General features: G+C 69.9%; 25 protein-coding genes. 9 read left to right on the forward strand and 16 right to left on the reverse strand.

Annotation, left to right across the window (positions count from 1 at the left end; all coding sequences use genetic code 11):
• Positions 1 to 1,119 (forward strand): hypothetical protein, encoded by a 1,119-nt coding sequence (locus tag AB0M51_RS23565; protein WP_344195395.1) that lies wholly within the window; start codon positions 1 to 3, stop codon positions 1,117 to 1,119.
• A gap of 11 nt (positions 1,120 to 1,130) precedes the next feature.
• Positions 1,131 to 1,775 (forward strand): GNAT family protein, encoded by a 645-nt coding sequence (locus AB0M51_RS23570; RefSeq protein WP_344195393.1) that lies wholly within the window; start codon positions 1,131 to 1,133, stop codon positions 1,773 to 1,775.
• Positions 1,776 to 1,779: 4 nt separating this feature from the next.
• Here the strand turns inward: AB0M51_RS23570 and AB0M51_RS23575 are convergent, their stop codons facing one another.
• The 6 genes from AB0M51_RS23575 to AB0M51_RS23600 all read right to left on the reverse strand — a co-directional run bounded on the left by AB0M51_RS23575 (position 1,780) and on the right by AB0M51_RS23600 (position 6,116).
• Complete coding sequence (locus tag AB0M51_RS23575; protein WP_344195391.1) at positions 1,780 to 2,817, reverse strand: Clp protease N-terminal domain-containing protein; 1,038 nt, start codon at positions 2,815 to 2,817, stop codon at positions 1,780 to 1,782.
• Between the two features lie 73 nt (positions 2,818 to 2,890).
• Positions 2,891 to 3,916, reverse strand: coding sequence for a S66 peptidase family protein (locus AB0M51_RS23580; RefSeq protein ID WP_344195389.1), 1,026 nt, complete (start codon positions 3,914 to 3,916; stop codon positions 2,891 to 2,893).
• A 20-nt stretch (positions 3,917 to 3,936) separates the two neighbouring features.
• Positions 3,937 to 4,500 carry a TetR/AcrR family transcriptional regulator gene (locus AB0M51_RS23585; protein ID WP_344195387.1) on the reverse strand — a complete coding sequence of 188 codons (564 nt, stop codon included), beginning with the start codon at positions 4,498 to 4,500 and terminating at the stop codon, positions 3,937 to 3,939.
• A 74-nt stretch (positions 4,501 to 4,574) separates the two neighbouring features.
• Positions 4,575 to 5,645 (reverse strand): HAD-IA family hydrolase, encoded by a 1,071-nt coding sequence (locus AB0M51_RS23590; RefSeq protein WP_344195385.1) that lies wholly within the window; start codon positions 5,643 to 5,645, stop codon positions 4,575 to 4,577.
• Entirely contained in the window at positions 5,638 to 5,769 is a 132-nt protein-coding gene (locus AB0M51_RS23595; RefSeq protein WP_344195383.1) for a hypothetical protein, read from the reverse strand. Before AB0M51_RS23595 ends, AB0M51_RS23590 begins: the two co-directional genes overlap by 8 nt.
• Before the next feature lie 2 nt (positions 5,770 to 5,771).
• A complete protein-coding gene (locus tag AB0M51_RS23600) occupies positions 5,772 to 6,116 on the reverse strand; it encodes a VOC family protein (RefSeq protein ID WP_344195381.1) in 345 nt (114 codons plus the stop codon).
• A gap of 170 nt (positions 6,117 to 6,286) precedes the next feature.
• On the opposite strand from AB0M51_RS23600, the gene AB0M51_RS23605 reads away from it, so the two are divergent.
• The gene (locus tag AB0M51_RS23605; RefSeq protein WP_344195379.1) at positions 6,287 to 6,883 is read left to right on the forward strand and encodes an HD domain-containing protein; all 597 of its coding nucleotides are present in this window, start codon (positions 6,287 to 6,289) and stop codon (positions 6,881 to 6,883) included.
• Here AB0M51_RS23605 and AB0M51_RS23610 read toward each other — a convergent pair.
• The 6 genes from AB0M51_RS23610 to AB0M51_RS23635 all read right to left on the reverse strand — a co-directional run bounded on the left by AB0M51_RS23610 (position 6,880) and on the right by AB0M51_RS23635 (position 13,302).
• Positions 6,880 to 9,240: an excinuclease ABC subunit UvrA gene (locus tag AB0M51_RS23610; protein WP_344195377.1), complete on the reverse strand. Its 2,361-nt coding sequence runs from the start codon at positions 9,238 to 9,240 to the stop codon at positions 6,880 to 6,882. The two genes, AB0M51_RS23605 and AB0M51_RS23610, sit on opposite strands and share 4 nt — an antisense overlap.
• A 20-nt stretch (positions 9,241 to 9,260) precedes the next feature.
• Entirely contained in the window at positions 9,261 to 9,671 is a 411-nt protein-coding gene (locus tag AB0M51_RS23615) for a VOC family protein (RefSeq protein WP_344195375.1), read from the reverse strand.
• A gap of 10 nt (positions 9,672 to 9,681) precedes the next feature.
• Entirely contained in the window at positions 9,682 to 10,125 is a 444-nt protein-coding gene (locus AB0M51_RS23620) for a helix-turn-helix transcriptional regulator (RefSeq protein WP_344195373.1), read from the reverse strand.
• Positions 10,126 to 10,146: 21 nt separating this feature from the next.
• The gene (locus AB0M51_RS23625) at positions 10,147 to 10,683 is read right to left on the reverse strand and encodes a dihydrofolate reductase family protein (protein ID WP_344195371.1); all 537 of its coding nucleotides are present in this window, start codon (positions 10,681 to 10,683) and stop codon (positions 10,147 to 10,149) included.
• Positions 10,680 to 12,269: a hypothetical protein gene (locus AB0M51_RS23630; protein ID WP_344195369.1), complete on the reverse strand. Its 1,590-nt coding sequence runs from the start codon at positions 12,267 to 12,269 to the stop codon at positions 10,680 to 10,682. Before AB0M51_RS23630 ends, AB0M51_RS23625 begins: the two co-directional genes overlap by 4 nt.
• Before the next feature lie 64 nt (positions 12,270 to 12,333).
• On the reverse strand, positions 12,334 to 13,302 hold the full coding sequence (locus AB0M51_RS23635; RefSeq protein WP_344195367.1) for a saccharopine dehydrogenase NADP-binding domain-containing protein: 969 nt from the start codon (positions 13,300 to 13,302) through the stop codon (positions 12,334 to 12,336).
• A 71-nt stretch (positions 13,303 to 13,373) separates the two neighbouring features.
• Here AB0M51_RS23635 and AB0M51_RS23640 point away from each other — a divergent pair, with 71 nt between their 5' ends.
• From AB0M51_RS23640 to AB0M51_RS23655, 4 genes are read left to right on the forward strand one after another with little or no spacing between them, the layout of a single operon-like run.
• The gene (locus AB0M51_RS23640; RefSeq protein WP_344195365.1) at positions 13,374 to 14,309 is read left to right on the forward strand and encodes a helix-turn-helix domain-containing protein; all 936 of its coding nucleotides are present in this window, start codon (positions 13,374 to 13,376) and stop codon (positions 14,307 to 14,309) included.
• Positions 14,310 to 14,320: 11 nt separating this feature from the next.
• Positions 14,321 to 15,016, forward strand: coding sequence for a VOC family protein (locus AB0M51_RS23645; RefSeq protein ID WP_344195363.1), 696 nt, complete (start codon positions 14,321 to 14,323; stop codon positions 15,014 to 15,016).
• A complete protein-coding gene (locus AB0M51_RS23650) occupies positions 15,013 to 15,447 on the forward strand; it encodes a GNAT family N-acetyltransferase (protein ID WP_344195361.1) in 435 nt (144 codons plus the stop codon). The genes AB0M51_RS23645 and AB0M51_RS23650 overlap by 4 nt, the downstream gene beginning before the upstream one ends.
• 48 nt (positions 15,448 to 15,495) lie before the next feature.
• Positions 15,496 to 16,494 carry a LacI family DNA-binding transcriptional regulator gene (locus AB0M51_RS23655; protein WP_344195359.1) on the forward strand — a complete coding sequence of 333 codons (999 nt, stop codon included), beginning with the start codon at positions 15,496 to 15,498 and terminating at the stop codon, positions 16,492 to 16,494.
• A 19-nt stretch (positions 16,495 to 16,513) separates the two neighbouring features.
• Here AB0M51_RS23655 and AB0M51_RS23660 read toward each other — a convergent pair whose 3' ends face one another.
• Together AB0M51_RS23660 and AB0M51_RS23665 are read right to left on the reverse strand one after the other, a co-directional pair.
• Positions 16,514 to 17,446, reverse strand: a complete 933-nt coding sequence (locus AB0M51_RS23660; protein ID WP_344195357.1) for a small ribosomal subunit Rsm22 family protein — start codon at positions 17,444 to 17,446, stop codon at positions 16,514 to 16,516.
• Positions 17,447 to 17,603: 157 nt separating this feature from the next.
• Complete coding sequence (locus AB0M51_RS23665) at positions 17,604 to 18,170, reverse strand: VOC family protein (protein WP_344195355.1); 567 nt, start codon at positions 18,168 to 18,170, stop codon at positions 17,604 to 17,606.
• A 49-nt stretch (positions 18,171 to 18,219) separates the two neighbouring features.
• On the opposite strand from AB0M51_RS23665, the gene pyrH reads away from it, so the two are divergent.
• Positions 18,220 to 18,927 (forward strand): UMP kinase, encoded by a 708-nt coding sequence (gene pyrH / locus AB0M51_RS23670; protein ID WP_344195353.1) that lies wholly within the window; start codon positions 18,220 to 18,222, stop codon positions 18,925 to 18,927.
• 157 nt (positions 18,928 to 19,084) lie between these two features.
• Positions 19,085 to 21,034, forward strand: coding sequence for a translation factor GTPase family protein (locus tag AB0M51_RS23675; RefSeq protein WP_344195351.1), 1,950 nt, complete (start codon positions 19,085 to 19,087; stop codon positions 21,032 to 21,034).
• Here the strand turns inward: AB0M51_RS23675 and AB0M51_RS23680 are convergent.
• A complete protein-coding gene (locus AB0M51_RS23680) occupies positions 21,008 to 21,898 on the reverse strand; it encodes a HemK family protein methyltransferase (RefSeq protein WP_344195349.1) in 891 nt (296 codons plus the stop codon). The two genes, AB0M51_RS23675 and AB0M51_RS23680, sit on opposite strands and share 27 nt — an antisense overlap.
• Positions 21,899 to 21,910: 12 nt before the next feature.
• Positions 21,911 to 22,861, reverse strand: coding sequence for an SDR family NAD(P)-dependent oxidoreductase (locus AB0M51_RS23685; protein ID WP_344195347.1), 951 nt, complete (start codon positions 22,859 to 22,861; stop codon positions 21,911 to 21,913).
• Positions 22,862 to 22,871: the final 10 nt, after the last annotated feature.

Consider the following 22,871-nt stretch of genomic DNA (forward strand, 5'->3'; position numbering starts at 1 on the left):
GTGCAGTATCCGTTGACGGACGACCGGCGTGACGCGGTACTCGTAGGGCTCACGGACGTGTGGGGACACCGGCCGGTCGTGGTCGAGGTACAGCAGGTCGGCCACGAGTGGGCGCCGGTGACACGGCTGGTGTTCGAGCGCGACGAGCCCGTCATCGTGAAGACCCGACGCGTGGACGGCGAGGGGCACGGCGGGCCGGCGTACCTGCGGCGTGAGGTTGCCGGCTTGCGTACGGCCGAGGTCAGTGACGTCGCTGCCCGGGTGATCCTGGTCGACGACCAGGCCGGCGTCATCGTCCAGTCGGATCTCGGCACGTGGCCGACGCTGGAGACGGTCCTGCTCGGCGACGACCCGGACCGCGCCGCCGCCGCGATGGTGGACTTCGCGCGGACCATCGGGCGGCTGCACGCCACGACGCGCGACCGTCGTACGGAACACGAGTCGGCACTCGCGGAGTTCGGGCCCGTCGACGTCACGACCGGCGCGGAGGCCGGGACCGGAGGCATCCACAGCTGGGCGGTCGTCGAGCATGCGTGCGCGGAGCTGGGGCTCCCGGACGCCCACGCCGCGCGGGACGACATCGCTTTCGTCCGCGCCCAGTTCGACAAGCCGGGCCCGTACGCCGCCCTCGTGCACCGCGACCTCAACCCGACGAACGCGCTGGTGACCGACCACGGCGTGCAGCTCGTCGACTTCGAAGGCTCGCGCTTCGGCCATGTGGGGTTCGACGCGTCCTTCCTGCACTATCCATTCCCCCACTACAGCGCACACTGGTGCACGTTGCCGGACGCGATCATCCGCGCCGCCGACGATGCCTACCGCAGGATCGTCGCGCTGGACGGCCTTGACCAGGCGGTCGCGGTCGGTGCGGCGGCAGCCCTCGCCAGCCGAGTGGTCCGGCTGCCACTCGTTGCCCGAGGCGACCAGTCGGCCCACGACAGCTGGCGCCGGCGGGGTCAGATCGTCCAGCAGATCGGCGTGTTCGACCAGCTCGCCGAGCGCGCCGGCGTCCTGCCGGCGCTGGCGCGGTGGTCCCGCGAGCTCGCCGCCGCGATGACGGCTCGCTGGACCGACGCGGCCCATCCCCCGCCACGCCTGTTCCCCGCCTTCAACCACTAGGGTGCACTGTGATGCTGAGTTATCCCCTCCTTGATCTGCGTGTCAGTACGCCGCTCCTCGAGCTGCGTGCCGCCACGGACGAGCTGCTCGACCAGCTCGCGCCTGTCGTGCACGCGGGCAAGATGAACGCCGATCCGTCGCCCTACGACGACCCGATCTCGTTCCACGAGGACGACCCGGACCTCCGCGTGGCCAAGTGGTTGCGCTCGATGTGGCGTGCCCGCGGGAACGTCGACGCCGACAGGTGGCGGCTCAACTTCGTGGTCGTCGTCAACGGCGAACCGGTCGGTATGCAGGACGTCATCGGCGTCAGCTTCGCCACCTTCGGAACCGTCACGTCGTTCTCCTGGCTGTCCGCCGACCACCGCGGGCGCGGCCTCGGCAAGGAGATGCGGCAGGCGATCCTGCACCTCGCGTTCGAGGGGCTCGGCGCGAAGGAGGCGAGCAGCGACGCGTTCGTCGACAACCTGGGGTCGAACGCGATCTCACGGGCGCTCGGGTACGAGCCCGACGGGTTCGACTGGGCCACGCGGCGCGGCGAGCCCGCCCGGCTCAACCGCTGGCGGCTGAGCCGGAAGACCTGGGAGGAGCGTCGCCGGACCGACATCGACCTGCACAACGTCGACGCCTGCCAGGCGCTGCTGCCGTTGTCCTGAGCAACTACTCCGCGAGCCGCGCGGCGATCTCGGACTTGATCGTCGCGTGCAGAGTGTCCGGCGTGAAGCCGAGACCGCGCAGGATCCGCGCCGCGCCGCTGTCCTCGACGCGGATCAGCCCGAGCAGCGTGTGTTCGGTACCGACCCAGTCGTGCCCGAGTTCGCTCGCCGCGCGGAGCGTCTCCTTGATGGCCTCCTTGCTGTCCGGGCCGAACGCGATGTGGCCCGGCAGCGCCTTCTCCCCCGGGGCCGGCAGTGCCGCCTCGACCGCCTCGCGGACCTGCTGCTCGGAGGTGCCCTGCGCCGTGAGTACGTCGTACGCCAGTCCTCTGGGCTCCGACAGCAGGCCGAGCAGGAGGTGCTCGGTGCCGATCAGGTCGTGCTTGTGGGTGCGGGCGGCCTCCTGGGCGAGGACGATGCAGTGCCGGTTCAAGTTGGTGTACCGAGCGAAGACGTCGGACGTGCGCGACCGCTCGGCGCTCTTACCGGACACACCCAGCGCGTCGCCGATCTCGCTCCACGACGCGCCGCCGAGCTTGGCCTCGCTGACGTAGTGGTCGACGAGCTGCTCGCCGAGGTCGGTGAGCGCGCGGGCCCGGCGGCGGGCCTCGGCGATCCGGGTGAGGTCGTCCGCGTCCGGGTGGTCCTCGTACAGGCCGGCGATCAGTTCGCCGAGGGTGATGTTGAGTGCGTCGGGTGATGCCATGGAGTTGTCCTGTCCTTTGAGGAGGGCAACGAGAGAAGTGATGACCTCGCGGGCCGCGGCCCGGTCCGCCTCGACGTGGCGCCAGTACGACAGCACCTCGTCGGCGGCGTCCTGCGGAGTGGCCGCCCGGATGATCGCGGCGATCCGCGGCAGCGGTACGGCGGCCGACCGGAGCCGGGCCACCAGGCGAGCCTGTTCGACCTGGTCGTCGGTGTAGTACCGGTAGCCGTTGTGCTGATCGACCGCGGCGGGCGTCAGCAGGTCGAGTTCGTCGTACAAGCGGAGCGCCTTGGGGGTCAGCCCGCTCGCCCGCGCGAACTCGCCGATGCTCAGCACGTGGGTCCCATCCTCTCGAGTGCGGCGCCGGATGCGCCTGACGCCGACCCTCGCCATTCCCCTAAGGTCAAGGTCAACCCGGCTGCGGCCAGGTCTGAGCGATCTCGTGGAGGTCGCCGCGTACGGTCACGCGTGCGGTTGCGCCGTTGAGCAGCGGCAGATGCGGCGGGACGTGCCCGATCTCGAGGTCGAACACGATCGGGATGCCGAGGCCGCCGAGCGCGTCCAGTACCGCCCCGTCCTGCGTCAGTCCTCCGTCGTCTTCGGACGCCGGCGCGTTCGTGCGTCCGATCAGGATCGCGGCCGCGTGGTCGAACCAGCCGGCGTACCGCAGTTGGTGCAGATACCGGCAGATCCCGAACGCCTCCTCGTCCGCGGCCTCCAGATAGACGATCAGGTCGCCGTGGTCGGCGCCGAACGTGCGGACGTCGCCGTACGGCGTGCCCGCGATGCCGGCCATCACCTCGATGCAGCCCCCGATCAGGGTGCCCGTGACGTCGAGCTCAGCTGCGCCGTGCAGGTGCCAGCTGGCGGATTGCGGATCCTTCCAGGTCGTCGCGGTCGCGGTGGTGAGCGGCTGCCAGGTCGCCCGAAGCCGGCTGTCACGCTGCACGACCGGGCCGGTCGCGGCGGCGAGGTCGAGCCAGTGCGTCAGACCTTCAGGCGTTTCGTACGGCGTGTCCGCCAGGTTGTCGCCGTGCAGCGTCGGCAGGCCGGCGCGCAGGGTGAGCGGGACCATCCAGGTCGACGAGTCGGAGTAGCCGATCACCCAGGTCGGGTCCGCCGCGGCGATCGCGTCGTAGTCGAGCTGGTCCAGAAGATCCAGCGCGGTCCCGGCGCCGCCCCAGGGCGGGACGATCGCGCGGACGGCCGGGTCGACGAGCATCGCGGTGAGCTCGGCCGCCCGCTGCTCCTTCGGTGCGGAGACCCAGTGGTCGGCACTCATGCAGTCGCCGACAACAACGTCGTACCCGCGGTCGCGGAGCCAGTTGACGCAGAACTCGATGCGGGGTTCGGCGCGCTTCCCCACACCTGCCGACGGCGAGGTGACGCCGATCCGGTCGCCGGTGCGCAGCGGCCGCGGAAATCTCAGGTCCATGCCGCCTATCCAAGCAGGACTCAGGCGTTGCGGCTGCGATATGTGAGGAGGCCGTCGACGCCGCGATGGAAGGTTTCGCAGATGGGGTCGGGGTCGCTGAGGCAGCCCGCGGTCATGGCGCCGTCGCGGAGCATCACGAAGTGCCGGGCGGCGGGCTCGGAGTCGGGCTTGCCGGTGGCGGTGAAGAGCTCGGTCATCGTGGTGAGGAACCAGTCGCGGTGCCTGAGGACGGCCTGGTGGACGGGGTGCGCGGGGTCGGGGTACTCCGCGGCGGCGTTCAGGAACGCGCAGCCGCGGAAGCCCCGGCTGTTGATGTCGTCGGTGATCGACTTCGCGACTTCCCGGATCACGTCGTCGGCAGTCGACTTGGCGTCACGGGCGTTCTCCACCCGGGCGCGGATCGCCTCGTCGGCTGCGGTCAGGTACGCGACGGTCAGGTCGTCCTTGCTCGGGAAATGCCGGTACAGCGTCGCACGCGTGACCTGAGCCTCGGCGATCACCCGGTCCACGCCGACGGCGTGGATCCCTTCGGCGTAGAAGAGTCCGGTCGCCGTGCTGAGCAGCCGCATCCGCGCTTCCGACATCCACTTCCCTTTCTGGCCCGTGTACTGCCTCCCACACTACCAGACAGAACGATCGGTCTCGCCCAGACCGCGCCTCAGGCGGTGATTCGGGCGTCGACGCCGTGTTGGTCGAAGAGGGTGTGCAGGGTGTCGTGGCCCTGGGTGAAGTCCCAGTGGACGGCGCGGAGGCCGGCGGTGCGGGCGCCGGTGATGTTTTTCGCGGTGTCGTCGACGAAGAGGATCGTGTCCGGGTCGGCGCCGATCCGCTCGGCGGCGTGGGTGAAGAACGCCGGGTCGGGTTTCGCCACACCGAGGTCGTACGAGTAGCAGCTGACGTCGAACAGCTCGTCGTACCCGAGCACCGTGCGCATGTGCGCGCCCCGGTACTTCTCCTGGTTCGTCCCCAGGTGTACGCCGTACCCGTTGCGGCGGAGCGCCCGGACGATGGCGAGCGACTCCTCGATCAGCACGATGTTCTTCCAGACGGCGTCGTACACCTCGGTCACGGGCGTGCGTACGCCGTACCGTTCGAGCGATTCCGCGAGGATCGGGAGGTAGTCGCCCCGTCCGGCGAGCATCGGCAGTTCGTCGGACCAGGTCTCGTGCAGGAACTCCTTCGCACGGTCGCCGAGGTACGGCTCCATCGCGGTGTACCAGCCGCCCGGGAGGTCCTGCAGTACGCCGTCCGCGTCGAAGAGCACGTGCCGCACCGGTGAAGCGGCGACGGCGCGCTTGGATCCGCCTGAGGTCGGCGTCAGCGTCGTTCCGGCCGGTAGTGGTGTCGGTTCGCCGCGGACGTACGGAACCACCCCGACCTGGAACTCGTCCTCGTACACCACGGTCCCCGGGTCGGTCGAGGTCACCCGTTCCCAGGCGACGTCGTGCGCGGTCAGGATCGCGCACAACGCGTCGGCCCGTTCCTGCATCGGCGCGGGGACCGGCTCCTTGAACCAGGTCACCGCGCCGGCACTGTTGCCGTCGGCATAGAAGTCCGGGTTCGGCAGCTCGGCGAGGAACCAGTCGTCGATGTCGAGGTACTGCGCTTCCTCGGCCGCCGTCAGCCGGCCCGCCCGCCGCAGGTGGTCCACCGCGACGAACAGGCCGACCTCGATGCCCAGCCGGCCGCGGTAACCGGCCTGCAGGCGGACGTAGCTGCGCTCAGTCATGCAGCAGATGATGCCCCACGGGTTCCTCGACGGGCATCGGCATTTCCGCCGGATCACGCGGTACGTCGGCCTCGCGGCGATCGCCGTACAGCGCGGCGCGAACCTCCGGAGGGAGGTTGCACATGGTCAGGACGGGTCCTGGAGCAGCCCGAGGACGTTCCCGTCGGGGTCCGTCACGAGCGCGACCAGGCGGCCGTTCGAGACGTCCTTCGGCGGCGACTTCAGGGTGCCGCCGGCCTCGACGATCGCCTTGATCCGGTCCTCGATGTCGGTCACGTGCCAGTGCGCGACCGGCGCGGTCATGTCGCTGTTCGGCACCAGCCCGATCTGCTGGCCGGCGGCCTCGAACCCGACGTAGTACGGCGAGTCCGCGACCGGCTCGACACCGAGCAGGGCGGCGTACACCGGCTTCGCCTTCTCGAGGTCCGTCACCGGGTGCAGGATCGTCTGGACGCCTTGTGTGGTGGTCATTTCGTCATCTCCAGTTCAGTGGTCTTCCAACACCGCCAACGCTATTTCCGGACCACCCTCGGCTGCTTCTCGATTCCTGACCGGTTCGGGCGAGATCTTGGGCGAGATCTTGCCGGTATCTGACCTACGGACCGGCTGTCGTCCGACCGTCTGCGCCGTACCGTGCCGGTATGGACCTGAGCCTGCCGACCGGCCCGCTGGCCGAGGCGATCCTGACCATCGTCCGCACGTCGGAGGTGCGCGCGATCGCCGACCACAGCGTGCGGTCGTTCTTCCTCGCCGACCTGATCGGCGCGCGTGAGGGCCTGTCGTACGACCGGGACCTCTTGTACGCCGCGACCGTCATGCATGACCTCGGAACCGGGAAGCTCGCGCAGGGGGTGGCGCGGTTCGAGGTGGAAGGCGCTGATCTGGCCGCGGGGCTGCTGCGGGAGCACGGCGTCGACGAGGGCGCGACCGAGCGGGTGTGGGAGGCGATCGCGCTGCACACGTCGGGCGGCATCGCCGAGCGGCGTGGGGTGTTGGCCTACCTCACGCGCGCCGGCATCGCGGCCGACTTCGGAGCAGACTTCGGAGCAGATGAGGCGTCGGAGCTCCATGCCGAATACCCGCGGCTCGGGATGGCGGCCACGCTGGTGGACGCGATCGTCGAACACGCGGGACGGTCGGCCGCCGCGGGTGCGGCGTACACGTTGGGCGGTGAGCTGCTGCGCGAGCGGCGGGTCGAGGGGATCACCCGGCTCGAGCGCGCAGCAGCTTCCGGCTAGGCGACGTACTCTGCCAAGTGCTTGCCGGTCAGGGTCTTCGGCTTCTTGATCAGGTCGGCGGGGGTGCCTTCGAAGACGATCTTGCCGCCGTCGTGGCCGGCGCCGGGGCCCAGGTCGATGATCCAGTCGGCGTGTGCCATCACGGCCTGGTGGTGCTCGATCACGATGACGGACTTGCCGGAGTCGACGAGCCGGTCGAGCAGGCCGAGGAGCTGCTCGACGTCGGCGAGGTGCAGGCCGGTGGTGGGCTCGTCGAGGACGTAGATGCCACCCTTCTCCCCCATGTGCGTGGCCAGCTTCAGCCGTTGGCGTTCACCGCCGGACAGGGTGGTCAGCGGCTGCCCGAGGGACAGGTACCCGAGCCCGACGTCCGCGAGCCGTTCCAGGATCTTCTCCGCGGCCGGCGTCCGCGCGTCGCCGTCGGCGAAGAACGGCAACGCCTCCGACACCGGCATCGCCAGGACGTCGGCGATGTTCTTCCCGCCGAACGTGTACTCCAGGACCGCCGCCTGGAAGCGCCGCCCCTCGCACTCCTCGCACGGCGTCTCGACGGTCGCCATCACACCCAGCTCGGTGTAGATCACGCCCGCGCCCTTGCAGGCCGGGCAGGCACCCTCGGAGTTCGCGCTGAACAGCGCCGGCTTCACCCCGTTCGCCTTCGCGAACGCCTTCCGGATCGGCTCCAGCAGACCGGTGTACGTCGCCGGATTCGACCGCCGCGAGCCGCGGATCGCGCCCTGGTCGATCGCCACCACGCCGTCCCGGTCCGCGATCGACCCGTGGATCAGCGAGCTCTTCCCGGATCCGGCGACTCCGGTCACGACCGTCAGCACACCGAGCGGTACGTCGACGTCGACGTCCTGCAGGTTGTTCAGCGAGGCGCCGCGGACCTCCAGCGCCGACGACGCCGTCCGGACCGAGTCCTTCAGCGACGCCCGGTCGTCGAGGTGCCGTCCGGTCAGCGTGCCGCTGGTCCGCAGCTTCTCGACGGTCCCCTCGAACACCACCTCACCGCCGCCGGAACCCGCGCCCGGCCCGAGGTCGATCACGTGGTCGGCGATCGCGATCGTCTCCGGCTTGTGCTCCACGACCAGGACGGTGTTGCCCTTGTCGCGCAACTGCAGCAGGAGCTCGTTCATTCGCTGGATGTCGTGCGGGTGCAGCCCGATGGTCGGCTCGTCGAAGACGTACGTGACGTCGGTCAGCGACGACCCGAGGTGCCGGATCATCTTCGTCCGCTGCGCCTCGCCGCCGGACAGCGTGCCGGCCGGGCGGTCGAGCGACAGGTACCCGAGGCCGATGTCGACGAACGCCTGCAGCGCCTCGCCGAGCGCCTTCAGCAACGGTGCGACCGACGGCGCCTTCAGCTTCCGCACCCAGGCGGCCAGGTCGGTGATCTGCATCGCGGTCAGGTCCGCGATGTTCAGCCCGTCGATCTTCGACGACCGGGCCTCCTCGCCGAGCCGGGTGCCGCCGCAGTCCGGGCAGGTCGTGAAGGTCACCGCGCGCTCCACGAAGGCGCGGATGTGCGGCTGCATCGCATCCACGTCCTTGGACAGGAACGACCGCTGGATCGCCGGGATGATCCCGTTGTAGGTGAGGTTGATGCCCTCGACCTTGATCTTGGTCGGCTCCCGGTGGAGCAGGTCGTGCAGTTCCTTCTTGGTGTACTTCTTGATCGGCTTGTCCATGTTGAAGAAGCCGGAGCCGCGGAAGATCCGCCCGTACCAGCCCTCCATGCTGTAGCCCGGGATCGTCAGCGCACCCTCCGCCAGCGACTTCTCGGCGTCGTACAGCGCGGTCAGGTCGAAGTCGGTGACCGAGCCCATGCCCTCGCAACGCGGGCACATACCGCCGGCGTACACCTGCTCGCGGACCACTTTCTTCTCGCCGGCGCCCTTGTCCACGCTCAGCGAGCCGGTCGCGGTGCGCTTCGGGACGTTGAACGAGTACGCCGTGGGCGGGCCGATGTGCGGCTCGGCGATCCGGCTGAACAGGATCCGGAGCATCGCGTTCGCGTCGGTCGCCGTACCGACGGTGGACCGCGGGTTCGCGCCCATCCGCTCCTGGTCGACGATGATCGCGGTGGTCAGGCCGTCCAGTACGTCGACCTCCGGTCGGGCCAGCGTCGGCATGAAGCCCTGCACGAACGCGCTGTACGTCTCGTTGATCAGCCGTTGCGACTCGGCCGCGACGGTGCCGAACACCAATGAGCTCTTGCCCGACCCCGACACCCCGGTGAACGCGGTCAGCCGGCGCTTCGGTATCTCGACGCTGACGTCCTTCAGGTTGTTCACCCGGGCACCGGTCACCCGGATCATGTCGTGGCTGTCGGCAACGTGGTCGTCGCGACTCATACTGTTCTCCCCCAAAGTGGTCAGCGGGCCTGGTTGATCCGCACGTGGTTCCCGGCCGGGTCGCGGAACGCGCAGTCGCGGACGCCGTACGGCTGGTCGACGGGCTCCTGGATGACCTCGGCGTCGGCGGCCTGCAGCCGGTCGAAGAGCGCGTCGACGTCGTCGGTCTGCAGTACGACGGTGGCGTACGTACCCTTGGCCATCATCTCGAAGATCGTCTTCCGCTCGTCCTCGGTGATGCCCGGGTCGACGGCCGGCGGGGTGAGCACGATCGAGGTGTCCGGCTGGCCGGGCGGGCCGACCGTGATCCACCGCATCCCCTCGTACCCGACGTCCATCCGGACCTCGAAGCCGAGCAGGTCGCGGTAGAACTTCAGCGACTCCTCCGGATCGGTGTGCGGCAGAAAGCTGTTCAGGATCTTCAGACTCATGGGGGTCACGCTACGTGCCGGACGCCGGAGTAGCTTCTCGATTCCTGATCGGTCGCGTCACCTGTTTCGCGACACACGACGGAATCCCGACCGTGGCGTCGGCCGCGGCGTCCTTGTAGACGCTGGGCGGCATCCCGACGAGCTCGGTGAACCGGGTGCTGAACGTGCCGAGCGACTGGCAGCCGACCTCGAAGCAGACGTCGGTGACGCTCATCCCGCCGCGCCGCAGCAGCATCATCGCGCGCTCGATCCGCCGGGTCATCAGGTACCCGTACGGCGACTCTCCGTAAGCGCGCTTGAACTCGCGGCTCAGGTGTCCCGCGGACATGTGCGCCCCACGGGCCAGCGCCTCGACGTCCAGCGGCTGCGCGTATTCGCGGTCGATCCGATCCTTCACGCGCCGCAGTCGCGCCAGGTCCTGGAGGCGCTGCTCGTCCGTCGTCCCGCTACTCACAGTGGAATCCTGCCACAGGAGTCACAGGACCTGGTAGGACAGGAAGACGACCTGACCCTTCTGTTCCACCCCGTCCAGTCTCAACCGCGCCTCAGCCGGAAACAACGGTTTCCCGCCGGCCAGCAGCACCGGCGTGATCCCGATGACGACCCGGTCGAGTACGCCGGCCGCCGCGAACGCGGCCGCCAGCCCGCCGCCGCCCGCGACGAACACGTCCTTGCCGCCGGCGGCCTCGACCATCGCCGGGTGCTCGGCGGTGACGTCGCTTGCGAACGTCAGGTTCGCGCCGGGGACCTTCGGCAGGTCGGAGCGGTGGGTGAAGACCCAGGTCGCGCGATCGCCGTGCGCCTGCTGCCAGCGTTCGGGATGCTCTAGCAGCCCGGAGTCGCGCAGGATCGCCTCGTACGTCGACGCGCCCATCGCGACCGCGCCGACGCCGTCGAGGAACGCACCGAAGTCGCGGTCCGCGGGCGGCAGGTCGTAGAGCCAGTCGAGCTCGTCGTCCGGGCCGGCGACGAAGCCGTTCAGGCTGGAGGTCATCAGGTACGTCGTACTCATCGGGCTCCCCAGTTGAGGTAGGCGACATTGGCGAGGAGCCAGCCGAAGCCGATGGCCTGCTGGCCGTCGCGTTCCGGAGTCGGCTGGTTGCGGTTGTAGAGCGCCAGACAGTGAGCATGCACCCGCGGGTCCCACGGTGTCACCTGCATCCAGCGCGGAGCCTGGGCCGCGACGGACGGGCCGCCGAGGGTGCCGCCGCCGACGGTGGTGTGGATCGCGGGCAGCCCGTCGGCATCGGTCGCGGCGACGTTGCGGGTGAACGTCCGGGCGATCCGCTCCATGTCCCGACCGGTGAACGCCAGCTTCGCGCGGAACGCCCGTACGGCGAACTCGACGTCGATCGCACCGTGGCTGATGTCCTCGAACTGCCGCGCCGGCCCTCCCGACGGCGTGAAGATCGAGACGTCGGTCTCCGGGTCCCCGGTCTTCGCGAAGCCGTCGTAGATGTGCCCGCCCGTCGGCCAGTAGTGCCAGACGTAGGCGTCTCCGCTGTCGGCGGTGAGCTGCGCCGCGAGCATCCGCCCCATTGCCGCCGCCTTCGCCCGGTACGCCGGGTCGCCGGTCACCAGTGCGAGTTCGACGAGCGTCTGCCCGAGTCCGACGGACTGGTTGATCGGCTGCTCGCATCCGTCGTACGGCAGCGGCTGGGTCTTCGGCCAGACCAGGTAGCCGCCGTCGCGGTACTCCCAGTCGTGCACGGCGACGGCCTCGCGGCAGGCGGTCAGGTACTCGGACGCCTTCCGCCAGTACCGCCGGCGCAGTACCGGTGAGCTCGCGACGATCCGGACGAAGGCGGCGATCGGGTACGTGATCATGCCGGTGTGTACGGCGAAGATCACCGGCATGCAGTGCATCGGGTAGCTGCCGAACGCCGGTACGGCGCCTGGCCGCGCACCCCGATCGAATGCTGTCAACTGCAGCGGCCCGGGGGCGGCCGCATAGATACGTGTCACCGCGTAGTCCGGGCTCGCCGGGTCCAGCGAGAGGTCTGTGTGCGTGACCGACCGGTTCACTGACGTGTTCTCGAGCCGGACAGTGAAGGTGTCGGCGCGAGTTCCGGCGCTGACGGTGACGGTCGTGTCCTCGGCGTACGAGAGCGCCTCGCGGAGGTCGAGCAGCGGCTGGCCGTTGCCGTCGGCAAGGGTTGCGTAGCCGGTGGTGTACGGGTGGTCCGCGCGCCACGCGGGCAGTGACAGGCCGCGGTAGTCGGTCACGCCCCGCGCACTGTCCCGTACGCCGAGCACCTGGTCGACGTTGTCGATCAGCCGGTCCAGGTAATAGGTGTCGCGATACGTCTCGTACATCCGGACCAGGCCGAGCAGCACGTACGACTGGCTCCAGGCGAGCATGCCCGACCGGCCGTCACGGTTGGAGTTGTCGTTCGGCTGGTCCGGCTGGCCAGGACCGCCCTTCTGGAACAGGCGGTCCCAGTCGTCGAAGGTCTTGCGCGCGGTGTAGTCGACCCCGTCAGCGTACGCCGGGAGTACCTGGCCGACTGCTCCGGTGACAGTGCCGGCCATGCCGGCTGCGGTGCCGGCTGCGGTGAGGTGGAGGAGGGTACGACGGGACGGGCGGATCTCGGGCATGGCGGTGCCTCCGGCTGTGCGGGCGGTCAGCAGGGGCACCACCATTGTCCCGCCGGGAATCGATTTACCGCAGCTCGAACGAGAGTGGCAATTCCTCGAGAAACTCGACGGCGTCGAACATCGCCCCCGCCGACGCGATCCCGGCGGATCGCGTCCGACCACCCAGGATCCGCCGTACGGCGCCCACCGCGAGCGGCGCCGAGATCGCGTAGATGTCCTGCCCGGTGGCTGACGCCCGTACGTCGCCGACCCGTACGTCGACCACGAACGTCTGGTCCGACCTACCCTGCTCGTCCACCGCGACCGGTGCCGGGGTGTCCGCGTCGGCCAGGTCGCCCGCTGCTTCCAGGGTCATGTACGTCCGCACTTCACGGACGTCGAGGTGGCTCGGGATCGTGACGATGTCGGCCATGCTGAACTCGGCGAACACCCCCCGCCGGCCGACCGGCTCCGGGAACTGCCAGTCCTGCTGCACCGTGGGATCCGCGTGGTACTGCAGCCGCCCGTCCGCGAACCGCACCCGCCGCCCGTTCCGGCGATCGTGCGAAATCTGCCCGGCCACCCGCGTGCCGGGCGTCGGATGCCAGCTGCTCAGCCCGTAGGCGACCTGCACCAGGTCCGCCCTCGTCTGCCGGGTCGCGGTCGCGAGCAGATCACCGAGGCCGCCGAAGAACGCCATCGCCGGAGCCACCGGGATGTCGCTGCGGCGGGCGAAGGTCGCGACGTTGGCCTCGATCTCCGCGGCGACGTCGACGTACGGGATCCGCCGGCGCGCGGCCGCGTCGATCAGCGGCTCGGCGGTCACGGCGAAGGGACCCGCGCAGTTGATCACCGCCTCGGCCTCCTTCAGCGCGGTATCCAGCGCGTGCGGGTCGTCCACGGCCGCCGGGCGTACGTCCAGGTCGGGCCACTGCGTCGCGAGGGTGGTCGCGTTGCGCCCGGAGACGATGACCGGGAGGTGCTGGCGGCGGAGTTCTTCGACGACGAAACGGCCGGTGTGGCCGGTGGCGCCGTATACGACGATGGCGTTCATGGGTCGAGTCTCGTGCCGTCGGCTGCACGAGTGTGAGAGTCCGGAACGACACCGTCCGTACACTTTCGGACATGCACACCGTCGCGGTGGCGGCCATCGGCCACCTGCTGCACTTCGAGCTCGGCATCGCCTACGAGATCTTCGGCAACCCGCCGGTCGGGGTCGACGACTGGTACGACGTCCAGCTCTGCGGCCCCACGCCCATCCAGGTCGGCCCGTTCCAGGTGGCACCGTCACACGATCTGGACCAGCTCGCGAGCGCCGGCACCATCCTCGTCCCCGCCCTGGCCGACGTCGACGAGCGACCACCTGCCGCGTTGGTAGCCGCCATCCGCTCCGCCCACAGTTCCGGGACTCGCATCGCGTCGCTCTGCACCGGCGCCTTCGTCCTGGGCGCCGCAGGCCTGCTCGACGGCCGCCGGGCCACCACCCACTGGGCCCACACCGCTGAACTCCAATCCCGCTACCCGGAAGCGGAAGTAGACCCCGACGTCCTCTACACCGACAACGGCGACGTGCTGACGGCCGCCGGCAAGGCGGCAGCTGTGGACCTCTGCCTGCACCTCATCCACCGAGATCACGGCGCCACGATCGCGAACACCGTCGCTCGCCGCCTCGTCGTACCGCCGCACCGGGCCGGCGGCCAAGCACAGTTCGTCTCGACACCCGTGCAGCCGAGCGGTGACCACTCGCTGGCCAACCTCCTCGCTTGGGCGCAGGAACGACTCGATCAGCCGCTGACCGTCGCAGACCTTGCCAAGCACGCCGGCACGAGCCCGCGCCACCTCGGCCGGCAGTTCCGCGCGGTCACCGGTCAGACACCGCTGCAGTGGTTGCTGACCCAACGCGTACGCCGGGCCCAGCAGTTGCTCGAGTCGACCGACGTCCCCGTCGAGAAGGTCGCCGTTTCGGCCGGGCTCGGTACCGCGACCACGCTGCGGCGGCACTTCCAGCGCGCTGTCGGCGTACCGCCGAATGCCTATCGGCAGTCCTTCCGCAGCACGTAGGCTCGGGCGCCATGGGGCTTCAGGAGCTGCGCTTCCGCGCCACGCATCTCGACGCGGTCCGGGCCGGGACCAAGCGGATCACGATGCGCTACAACGATCCCGTCGAGGTCGGGCCGGTCACGCTCGTGTTCGAGTTCGACGAGGAGGTGCGGCTGCCCGGGCGGATCGTGTGGACGGTCGCGAAGCGGGTCGACGCCGTGACCGAGGAAGAGGCGCTCGAGGACGGCTTCGCCGGTGCGCACGACGTGATCGCCGGGCTCAGCAGCTACTACCCGGACCTGAAGCCGAACGACGAACTGGTGATCGTCCGTTTCGAGCTCGTGTACCCGCGGCGGATGCACACCGCGCTCGACGCCACGGACGCGCGCGGGCTTGCGGAGTTCTACCGGGACCTACTCGGGCTGCGGTTCCGGCCGGGCGACGACGACACCTGGATCGTGCTGCTCGACGCGGACGGCAACCGTCAGCTCGCGATCCAGCAGGTCGCCGAGCTGAAGCGGTCCACCTGGCCGTCGCCCGAGGTGCCGATGCAGGCGCACCTCGACTACGCCGTACCGTCCGTCGAGGAACTCGAGCGGCACCGGAAGCGCGCGGAGGACCTAGGCGCACGCGTGCTCCACGACCGTGCGGCGGACGCCGGCGAGCCGCTGTATGTGCTGGCCGACCCGGCGGGGCACCCCTTCTGCCTGCTGGTGGCGGACCTGTGACGGCCTTCCGTCCGGCGCGTGCCGACGACCTCGACGGAGTCCTCGCCCTGTACCGGCAGCTCCACCCGGCCGACCCATCGGTACCGGACGCCCGCGACACGTTCACCACGATCCTCGGCCGCCCCGGCCTGCACCTGTACGTGCTCGTCGACGGCGATGCCATCGTCGCCACGACGTACCTCAACCTGATCCCGAACCTGACCCGCGGCGGCGCGCCGTACGCCGTGATCGAGAACGTCGTCGTCGACGAAGCCCGCCGCGGCACAGGGCTCGGCAAGCAGATCATGGCCGCGACACTCCAGGCGGCGTGGGACGCCGGCTGCTACAAGGTCATGCTTCAGACCGGCTCCCGCCGTGAGTCGACCCACGCCTTCTACCGGCGCTGCGGTTTCGACCCGGAGGAGAAGACGGCGTACGTCGCGCATCCGTGACAGCGGGAACGCGTGCAACCGGTTGCGTGGACGGTTAGGCTGCGCAGCATGTCACCGTCGCCGACGATCACCAACGTTGCGGCGCTCGCGGGGGTCTCGCGCGCGACGGTCTCGCGGGCGTTCAGCAATCCGCGGGTGCTTCGTCCGGACACCGTGACACGGGTCCGGGAGGCAGCGGCCCAGCTCGGGTACGTGCCGAATCCCACCGCGCAGGCGCTGTCGACCGGGCGGCACGGGTTGCTCGCGATGATCGTGCCGGACATCGCGAACCCGTTCTTCCCGCCGATGATCGGTGCCGCGCAGGGACGGGCCGAGACGTCCGGGCTCGCGCTGCTGCTCGGCAACACCGACGAGGACCCGGCCCGCGAACACACCATGGTCGGCAGGCTCACCCTGCAGGCCGACGGCTTCGTACTGGCCGCGAGCCGGATGAGCGAACGGCAGATCCGCGAACTGGCCGAGCGGCGCCCGGTCGTGCTGGTGAACCGCGACCTCGCCGGCCTGCCGCGGGTGCTCGTCGACAGCGCGGACGGCGTCCGTGCGGCCGTCGAGCATCTCGCGGAACTCGGCCACACACGGATCGCCTACCTCGCCGGACCGTCGCGGTCGTGGGCGAACGCGCAGCGCAAGAAGGCGGTGAAGCGGTCCGCGGAGCGGGCGGACATCGAGGCGGTGATGATGCCCGGCCAGGTCTCGAACTACGAGGCCGGGATGCAGGCGGTGCCGGCACTGCTGGACACCGGCGCTACCGCGGCCGTCGCGTTCGACGACGTCCTCGCACACGGCGTGCTGGCCGGACTGGTGCAGCACGGCCTGTCCGTGCCGGACGACCTGAGCATCGTCGGCTGCGACGACGTACTCAAGGCTCAGGTCTACCCGCCGCTCACCACGGTCTCCTCCCCCGCGGCCGAGGCCGGCGCCGCGGCCGTCGAGCTCCTCCTGGAGCGCCTGGAGAACCCCGACGGGCCCGACCGGCGCGTACTGCTCAGCACGTCGCTCATCGTCCGCGCCACCACCATGCAACCGGTCGCAGCCCGCGGACGGTAGCCTGCCGCGGGCTGCGGTGCTAGTCCCAGGTATCCCCCCACGTCGTGTTCCGCGCCGACCGGTAGGCGGGTGACGACTTCGGTACGACGACCTGCTCCGCGGTGCCGTCGGACGTACAGAGATCGAGGACGACCCGGTGTTTCGGGGCGGCCGGGCGGGCGATCACCCGGGATGCCGCCGGGCGGACCGGGTGCCGGGTCGCGACGACGTACGTGAACTTCTCGTCCTCGAAGTTGCGGGTGCCGTCCTTCAGCAGCCGGTGCAGTTCGGTGCGTGGCAGGCGGGTCGCGAAGTGGCACCAGTCCACCGGACAGTCGCGTTGGTGCGGGCACGGCGCGGCGATCCGGAAGCCGTGCTCGATGAGCAGCGCGCGGGCTTCGAGGATACGGGCGTGGCCGGCAGGCGTGCCGGGCTCGACGACGACGATCGTCTGCGCGTTGCGGGCAGCGTTCTGCAGGACTTCGCGCCGCAGGTCGGTGGTCAACTCGCTGAGTACGTATCCAATCGTGATCAGGTCGACCGGCCGGCCGGTCCAGCGACGTACGTCGGCGGTCGTCCACTGCCAGTTGCCTAGAGCAAGCTTCTGTCCGATTCCGACGGCCGCGGACTGGCGTTCGACGATCTCGATCGCAAGGCCGGGCCAGTGCGACACGGCGGCCCAGGCGGCGGCCCCGGTCCCTCCGCCGAGATCCAGTTGGGTGGTGACGGGCCTGTCGACGTGACGCACGACCGCCCCGAGCGCCGCGTGCAGGGCGCGGAAGGTGGCCGGCATCCGTACGACGGCGTACGCGAGGGCGTCGAGCGGGTCGCTCATCCCCGGCGACGCGTCGTCGATCTGCTCGGTGCGGTAGCGGTGCGAGAGCGCCTCGGCCCTGCGTCGCAGTTCGTGATGCGGTACGCCGCTCACCGCACGGGCGAGGGCAGCATGAAGTTGGGTGTCCACGGAGGACATGCGTGATCTCCGGTTCGATCGGCACGTACGGGGAAACGCACCGAACGGTCCGGAGAAGAGCTGTCAGAGAACAGCATCCGAGGAGGGAACGGCGCGGAACCGGAGAGCCTTCCTAGCCATCACACACCTCCTCGAGTCGCGGCCAACGCTAGCAGATCTAGCGTCCCTCCGACGTACACAAGCAGACCTTGTTGCCCTGCGGATCCGCGAGCACGGTGAACATCGGCGCCTCGTCGTCGTACACCACCTTGCCCCCGGCGGCGAGCGCGGCCTCGATCCGGGACGGCACGACCTCGGGAGGGAGCCACAGGTCGAGGTGGAAGCGCTGGCGCGGTGCCTCGTGCGGTGTCGTGCCCTGGAACCACAGGTTCGCGACCCGGCGGGTGGGGTCCATGACGTCATTCCCGGTGAAGGAGTCCGTGCTCCCGGTCAGCACCGCCGCCCAGAACGGCCCGATCTCCACCAGGTCCGCCGTGTCCAGCCCGATCTCGAGCTGTGCGACCGCCGTTGGGTCCGCGGTCAGACCGTGCTCGGCCGCGAGCGCACTGATCCGCTCGGCCGTGGCGGGATCCCTGGTCGCGACGTCGACGTACGCCGGCGCGAGCCGCAACTCCGGATCCGCGCACGCCGCGGCCACCGCCTGCGCGAACGCTGCTCCGTCGGCGAGTGACGACGTACCGAACCGGGTGTGCCACGCCTGCGCAAGCTTCCGCCATTCGCTCATCCCCCGAGGCTAGCCGCGCGGGCCGACAGTTCGTGATAGACCTGTCGGCATGTATCGCAGGCTCGTCGTCAAGCTTTCCGGGCAGGCGATCGCCGGCTTGAACGAGTTCGGTTTCAGCAGCGACCGGCTGACGCACCTCGCGACCGAGGTGATCGCGTTGCGCGCCACCGGGGTCCAGGTCGCGGTGGTGATCGGCGGCGGGAACGTGTTCCGCGGCAACCGCGCCGAGGACTGGGGAATCGACCGGGTCGAGGCCGACAACATCGGCATGCTCGGCACGGTCATCAACGCGGTCCTGCTCCGCGGCCGGCTCACGGCGCTCGGTGCGGAGAACGTACGGCTGATGACCGCGGTCCCGATCGACAACCTCGCCGAGCCGTACATCCGGCTGCGCGCCCTCCGGCACCTGGAGAAGGGCGCGATCGTGCTGCTTGCCTGCGGCAACGGTCAGCCGTTCACCACCACCGACTACCCGTCCGTGCAACGCGCGATCGAGCTCCAGGCCGACGCACTGCTGGTCGCCAAGAACGGCACCGACGGCGTGTACGACGCCGACCCGAACCGGCACCCCGACGCCCGCCGCTTCGACCACCTCAGCTACCAGGAGGTCATCGACCGCGGTCTCGGCGTGATGGACCAGTCCGCGTTCATCCTGGCCCGCGACCACCGCCTGCCGCTGCACGTCTTCGACATCGACCGTCCGCACGCGGCAACCACCATCGCGGGCGGCACCCCGCTCGGCACACTGATCGACTGACATGTAGGGCCGAGCTAAATGGTTTGTCCGCCCGGAGAGGAGTTGGTGTACTCGAACGCAGTACCGCGAACAGGTGATCGACAGGAGTCCGTCATGCGACCTCGCTTCATGTCTGGCATGGAAACGACTCACACCTGTTCGAAGGACATGAAGCTGCGTGGAAGTACTGAACCTTGGGATCCTGGCGCACGTCGACGCCGGTAAGACCAGCCTCACCGAGCGGCTGCTGTACGCCGCCGGCGTCATCGACGCGGTCGGCAGCGTCGACGACGGAAGTACCCAGACCGACTCGCTCGCGCTCGAACGGCAGCGCGGCATCACAATCAAGACCGCGGTCGCCGCGTTCCGGATCGGCGACCTGAACGTCAACCTCATCGACACTCCGGGCCACCCGGACTTCATCGCGGAGGTGGAGCGCGCGTTGAGCGTGCTCGACGGAGCGGTACTGGTGGTCTCGGCGGTCGAGGGCGTCCAGGCGCAGACGCGGATCCTGATGCGGACCCTGCAACGGATGCGCATCCCGACGGTGATCTTCGTCAACAAGCTCGACCGCCCGGGCGCGCAGTACGACGGCGTACTGCGGCAGCTGGCGGCGCGGCTGACCCCGGCGATCGTCCCGATGGGCGAGGCGGTCGGTCTCGGCACCCCGGAGGCGGCGTTCAAGCCGATAGTCCAGGACGACGCGCTCCTCGACGTCCTCGCCGAGCACGACGACGACCTGCTCCAGCGGTACGTCGACGGCGCCCCGCTCGCGCTGCACGACGTACTCGTGGACCAGACCCGCCGGGCGACGGTGCACCCGGTGTACTTCGGGTCCGCGATCACCGGCGCCGGCACCGACGCGCTGACGGACGGGATCCGCGACCTGCTCCCCCGCGCCGGTACGGCGGACGCCCCGCTCGACGGCACGGTCTTCAAGGTGGAACGCGGTCCGGCCGGCGAGAAGATCGCGTACGTGCGGCTGTTCTCCGGCACCGCCTCCGTCCGCGACCGCGTCCGGTACGGCGACACGGACGGGAAGATCACCGCGCTGGAGACGTACGGCGACACGCTCGGCCCGGGACAGATCGGCAAACTCTGGGGCCTGCCCGACATCAGGATCGGCGACACGATCTCGGATCTCCGGAACAAAACCGTCACCAGGCGGCGAATTGTTTCCGCGAAGTTCGCACCGCCGACGCTGGAGACGGTGGTGACGCCGCGGCGGCTGTCGGACAAGGGCAACCTGCAGGTCGCGCTCACCCAGCTCGCCGAGCAGGACCCGCTGATCAACCTGCGCCAGGACGACCTCCGCCAGGAGACGTACGTGTCGCTGTACGGCGAAGTACAGAAGGAGGTCATCGAGACCACGTTGGCCACCGAGTACGGGATCGCGGTGGACTTCCGCGAGACCACGACGATCTGCATCGAGCGGATCGCCGGCACCGGGCAGGCCGTCGAGTTCAACAAGAAGGACCCGAACCCGTTCCTCGCCACGGTCGGACTGCGGGTCGAGCCCGGGCCAATCGACGCGGGCGTCACGTTCGAGCTCGAGGTCGAACTCGGCTCGATGCCGTACGCGTTCATCAAGGCCGTCGAGGAGACCGTCCGCGAGACGCTGCACCAGGGCCTGCACGGCTGGCAGATCCCGGACGCCCACGTGGTGATGACGCATTCGGGGTACTCCGCCCGGCAGAGTCACGCGCACGCGGTGTTCGACAAGAGCATGTCGAGTACGGCCGGCGACTTCCGGTTCCTCACCCCGCTGGTCCTGATGACCGCTCTCCAGCAGGCCGGTACGACGGTGCACGAGCCGCTGCACCGCTTCCGGCTGGAGATCCCGACCGACACGACCCGCGCCGTACTCGCGACCCTCGCCCGGCTCCGGGCGATCCCGCAGGTACCGGCCCTGGCCGCGGAAACCTCAACGCTGGAAGGAGATATCCCAGCGGCCGCGGTGTACGAACTCGAACAGCAACTCCCCGCGCTGACCCGCGGCGAAGGCGTTCTGGAGTCGTCGTTCGACCGCTACCAGCCGGTGAGCGGGCCGGTGCCGGACCGCCCGCGCACCGACCACGATCCGCTCAACCGGCGCGAATACCTACTCCACGTCCAGCGCCGGGTCTAGCCATCCGTGGACGACGTTCGCGCCGAGGTCGTCATCGGTGACGACCTCGGCGGGCATGCCGGCCGCGGCCATCACGGCCTGCGCGACGGGTGCCTGGCGGTCGCTCATCTCGACGTACAGGTGGCCGCCCGGTGTGAGCCACTCCCCTGCGCCGGCGACGACCCGGCGCAGGGTGGCGAGTCCGTCCGGGCCGCCGTCGAGGGTCACGCGCGGTTCGTACAGCCGCGCCTCTGGCGGCAGCAGCCGGATCTCGTCGGTCGGTACGTACGGGACGTTGGAGAGCAGTACGTCGACCCGCCCGCGCAGGTCGTCCGGCAGCGCGGCGAAGAGGTCACCTTCGAAGACGACCCCGCCGAACGGCGCCAGGTTGCGCCGCGCACAGCGCACCGCCACCGGCTCGATGTCGGCCGCATACACCCCGACCGACCGCCGCACCCCAGGTCCCGCGGTACGCGCCGTGGACGGCGCCTCGGGTCCCGCGATTCCCGCCGAGCCCCGCGCCGCGGATCCCCCGGCCGCCGTCGAGTGGCGGTTGGTCTGCGCCGCGACGGCGGCGGCGAGGGCGCCGGAGCCGCAGCCGAGGTCGACGACCACAGCGCCGTCATGCACCACCCGCAGCGCCTCGGCGACCAGGAACTCGGTGCGCCGGCGCGGGATGAACACCCCCGGCTCGACGGCGATCCGCAGCCCGCAGAACGACGCCCAGCCGACGACGTACTCCAGTGGCTCCCCGGTGACCCGCCGCTCGACCATCGCCGCCACCTCGGTCGCATCCCGGGCGGTCTCGACGATCAGCGCAGCCTCGTCCTCCGCGAAGACACAACCGGACGCGCGCAGCCGCTCGACAATCTCCAAGGCCTCCACAAACCGCTGACCCTATCCGAACGCGTTCACGCCGGTGAGCTCGGCCGACACCGTCCACAGCCGAGCCGCCGACACCGGGTCGATCGCGTACGGCCTGACGCCGTGCGGGCTGTCCTCCGACACCTCCGCGATCTCGCAGTCCTCGCAGAACACACCGCCGAGCCCGTCGAGCTCCGGCGACGTCGCCGCCCACACCTGCGTCGCCGCGCCCTGCGCTGGCGACTTGAAGTGCGGGCTCAGCAGGTTCCCGTCCTCGTCGATCCACCCGAACGCGACCATCTCCTCCCGCGGCAGGTGCCGCTGCAGCGGCGTGAGGATCCCGCCGGGATGCAGCGCGAACGCCCGTACCCCGGAATCCTTGCCCAGGGCATCGAGCTGCACGGCGAACAACACGTTCGCGGTCTTCGCCTGCCCGTACGCCGCCCACTTGTCGTACCCCTGCCGGAACTCCAGGTCGTCCCAGCGGATGTCCGACCGCCGGTGCGCCGACGAGGACACCGACACCACCCGGGCACCACCGTCCGCCGCGATCGCCGGCCACAGCCGGTTCACCAGTGCGAAGTGCCCCAGGTGGTTGGTCGCGAACTGCGCCTCCCAGCCCGGGCCGACCCGGGTCTCCGGGCTCGCCATGATCGCGGCGTTGTCGATCATGAGGTCGATCGACCGGCCAGAAGCGAGGAACCGGTCGGCGAACGCCTGGACGCTGTCCAGGTCGCCGAGGTCCAGCTCGTCGACCTCCACGGCATCGATCCCGGCGAGCGCCTCCCGCGCGACCTCCGGGCGGCGTGCCGGTACGACGACGTGGGCGCCGGCCTTCGTCAGCGCCTTCGTGGTCTCCAGGCCGAGACCGGAATATCCGCCGGTGACGATCGCGAGCTTTCCGGTCAGGTCGATCCCGGCCAGGACGTCGTCCGCGGTATTGTCATGCCCGAATCCCGAGCCGATCTTGTGCTGAGCAGTCATGCTTCGCAGC

This window comes from Kribbella sp. NPDC051137, from assembly GCF_040682535.1.
GTDB lineage: Bacteria > Actinomycetota > Actinomycetes > Propionibacteriales > Kribbellaceae > Kribbella > Kribbella karoonensis.

What these genes read in the sequence shown, in the direction of transcription:
- AB0M51_RS23570 (WP_344195393.1), top strand. Translation starts at nt 1,131, where the DNA reads ATGCTGAGTTATCCCCTCCTTGATCTGCGTGTCAGTACGCCGCTCCTC.
- AB0M51_RS23580 (WP_344195389.1), bottom strand. Translation starts at nt 3,916, where the DNA reads ATGGACCTGAGATTTCCGCGGCCGCTGCGCACCGGCGACCGGATCGGC.
- AB0M51_RS23585 (WP_344195387.1), bottom strand. Translation starts at nt 4,500, where the DNA reads ATGTCGGAAGCGCGGATGCGGCTGCTCAGCACGGCGACCGGACTCTTC.
- AB0M51_RS23590 (WP_344195385.1), bottom strand. Translation starts at nt 5,645, where the DNA reads ATGACTGAGCGCAGCTACGTCCGCCTGCAGGCCGGTTACCGCGGCCGG.
- AB0M51_RS23595 (WP_344195383.1), bottom strand. Translation starts at nt 5,769, where the DNA reads ATGTGCAACCTCCCTCCGGAGGTTCGCGCCGCGCTGTACGGCGATCGC.
- AB0M51_RS23600 (WP_344195381.1), bottom strand. Translation starts at nt 6,116, where the DNA reads ATGACCACCACACAAGGCGTCCAGACGATCCTGCACCCGGTGACGGAC.
- AB0M51_RS23605 (WP_344195379.1), top strand. Translation starts at nt 6,287, where the DNA reads ATGGACCTGAGCCTGCCGACCGGCCCGCTGGCCGAGGCGATCCTGACC.
- AB0M51_RS23610 (WP_344195377.1), bottom strand. Translation starts at nt 9,240, where the DNA reads ATGAGTCGCGACGACCACGTTGCCGACAGCCACGACATGATCCGGGTG.
- AB0M51_RS23615 (WP_344195375.1), bottom strand. Translation starts at nt 9,671, where the DNA reads ATGAGTCTGAAGATCCTGAACAGCTTTCTGCCGCACACCGATCCGGAG.
- AB0M51_RS23625 (WP_344195371.1), bottom strand. Translation starts at nt 10,683, where the DNA reads ATGAGTACGACGTACCTGATGACCTCCAGCCTGAACGGCTTCGTCGCC.
- AB0M51_RS23630 (WP_344195369.1), bottom strand. Translation starts at nt 12,269, where the DNA reads ATGCCCGAGATCCGCCCGTCCCGTCGTACCCTCCTCCACCTCACCGCA.
- AB0M51_RS23635 (WP_344195367.1), bottom strand. Translation starts at nt 13,302, where the DNA reads ATGAACGCCATCGTCGTATACGGCGCCACCGGCCACACCGGCCGTTTC.
- AB0M51_RS23640 (WP_344195365.1), top strand. Translation starts at nt 13,374, where the DNA reads ATGCACACCGTCGCGGTGGCGGCCATCGGCCACCTGCTGCACTTCGAG.
- AB0M51_RS23645 (WP_344195363.1), top strand. Translation starts at nt 14,321, where the DNA reads ATGGGGCTTCAGGAGCTGCGCTTCCGCGCCACGCATCTCGACGCGGTC.
- AB0M51_RS23655 (WP_344195359.1), top strand. Translation starts at nt 15,496, where the DNA reads ATGTCACCGTCGCCGACGATCACCAACGTTGCGGCGCTCGCGGGGGTC.
- AB0M51_RS23660 (WP_344195357.1), bottom strand. Translation starts at nt 17,446, where the DNA reads ATGTCCTCCGTGGACACCCAACTTCATGCTGCCCTCGCCCGTGCGGTG.
- AB0M51_RS23665 (WP_344195355.1), bottom strand. Translation starts at nt 18,170, where the DNA reads ATGAGCGAATGGCGGAAGCTTGCGCAGGCGTGGCACACCCGGTTCGGT.
- pyrH (WP_344195353.1), top strand. Translation starts at nt 18,220, where the DNA reads ATGTATCGCAGGCTCGTCGTCAAGCTTTCCGGGCAGGCGATCGCCGGC.
- AB0M51_RS23685 (WP_344195347.1), bottom strand. Translation starts at nt 22,861, where the DNA reads ATGACTGCTCAGCACAAGATCGGCTCGGGATTCGGGCATGACAATACC.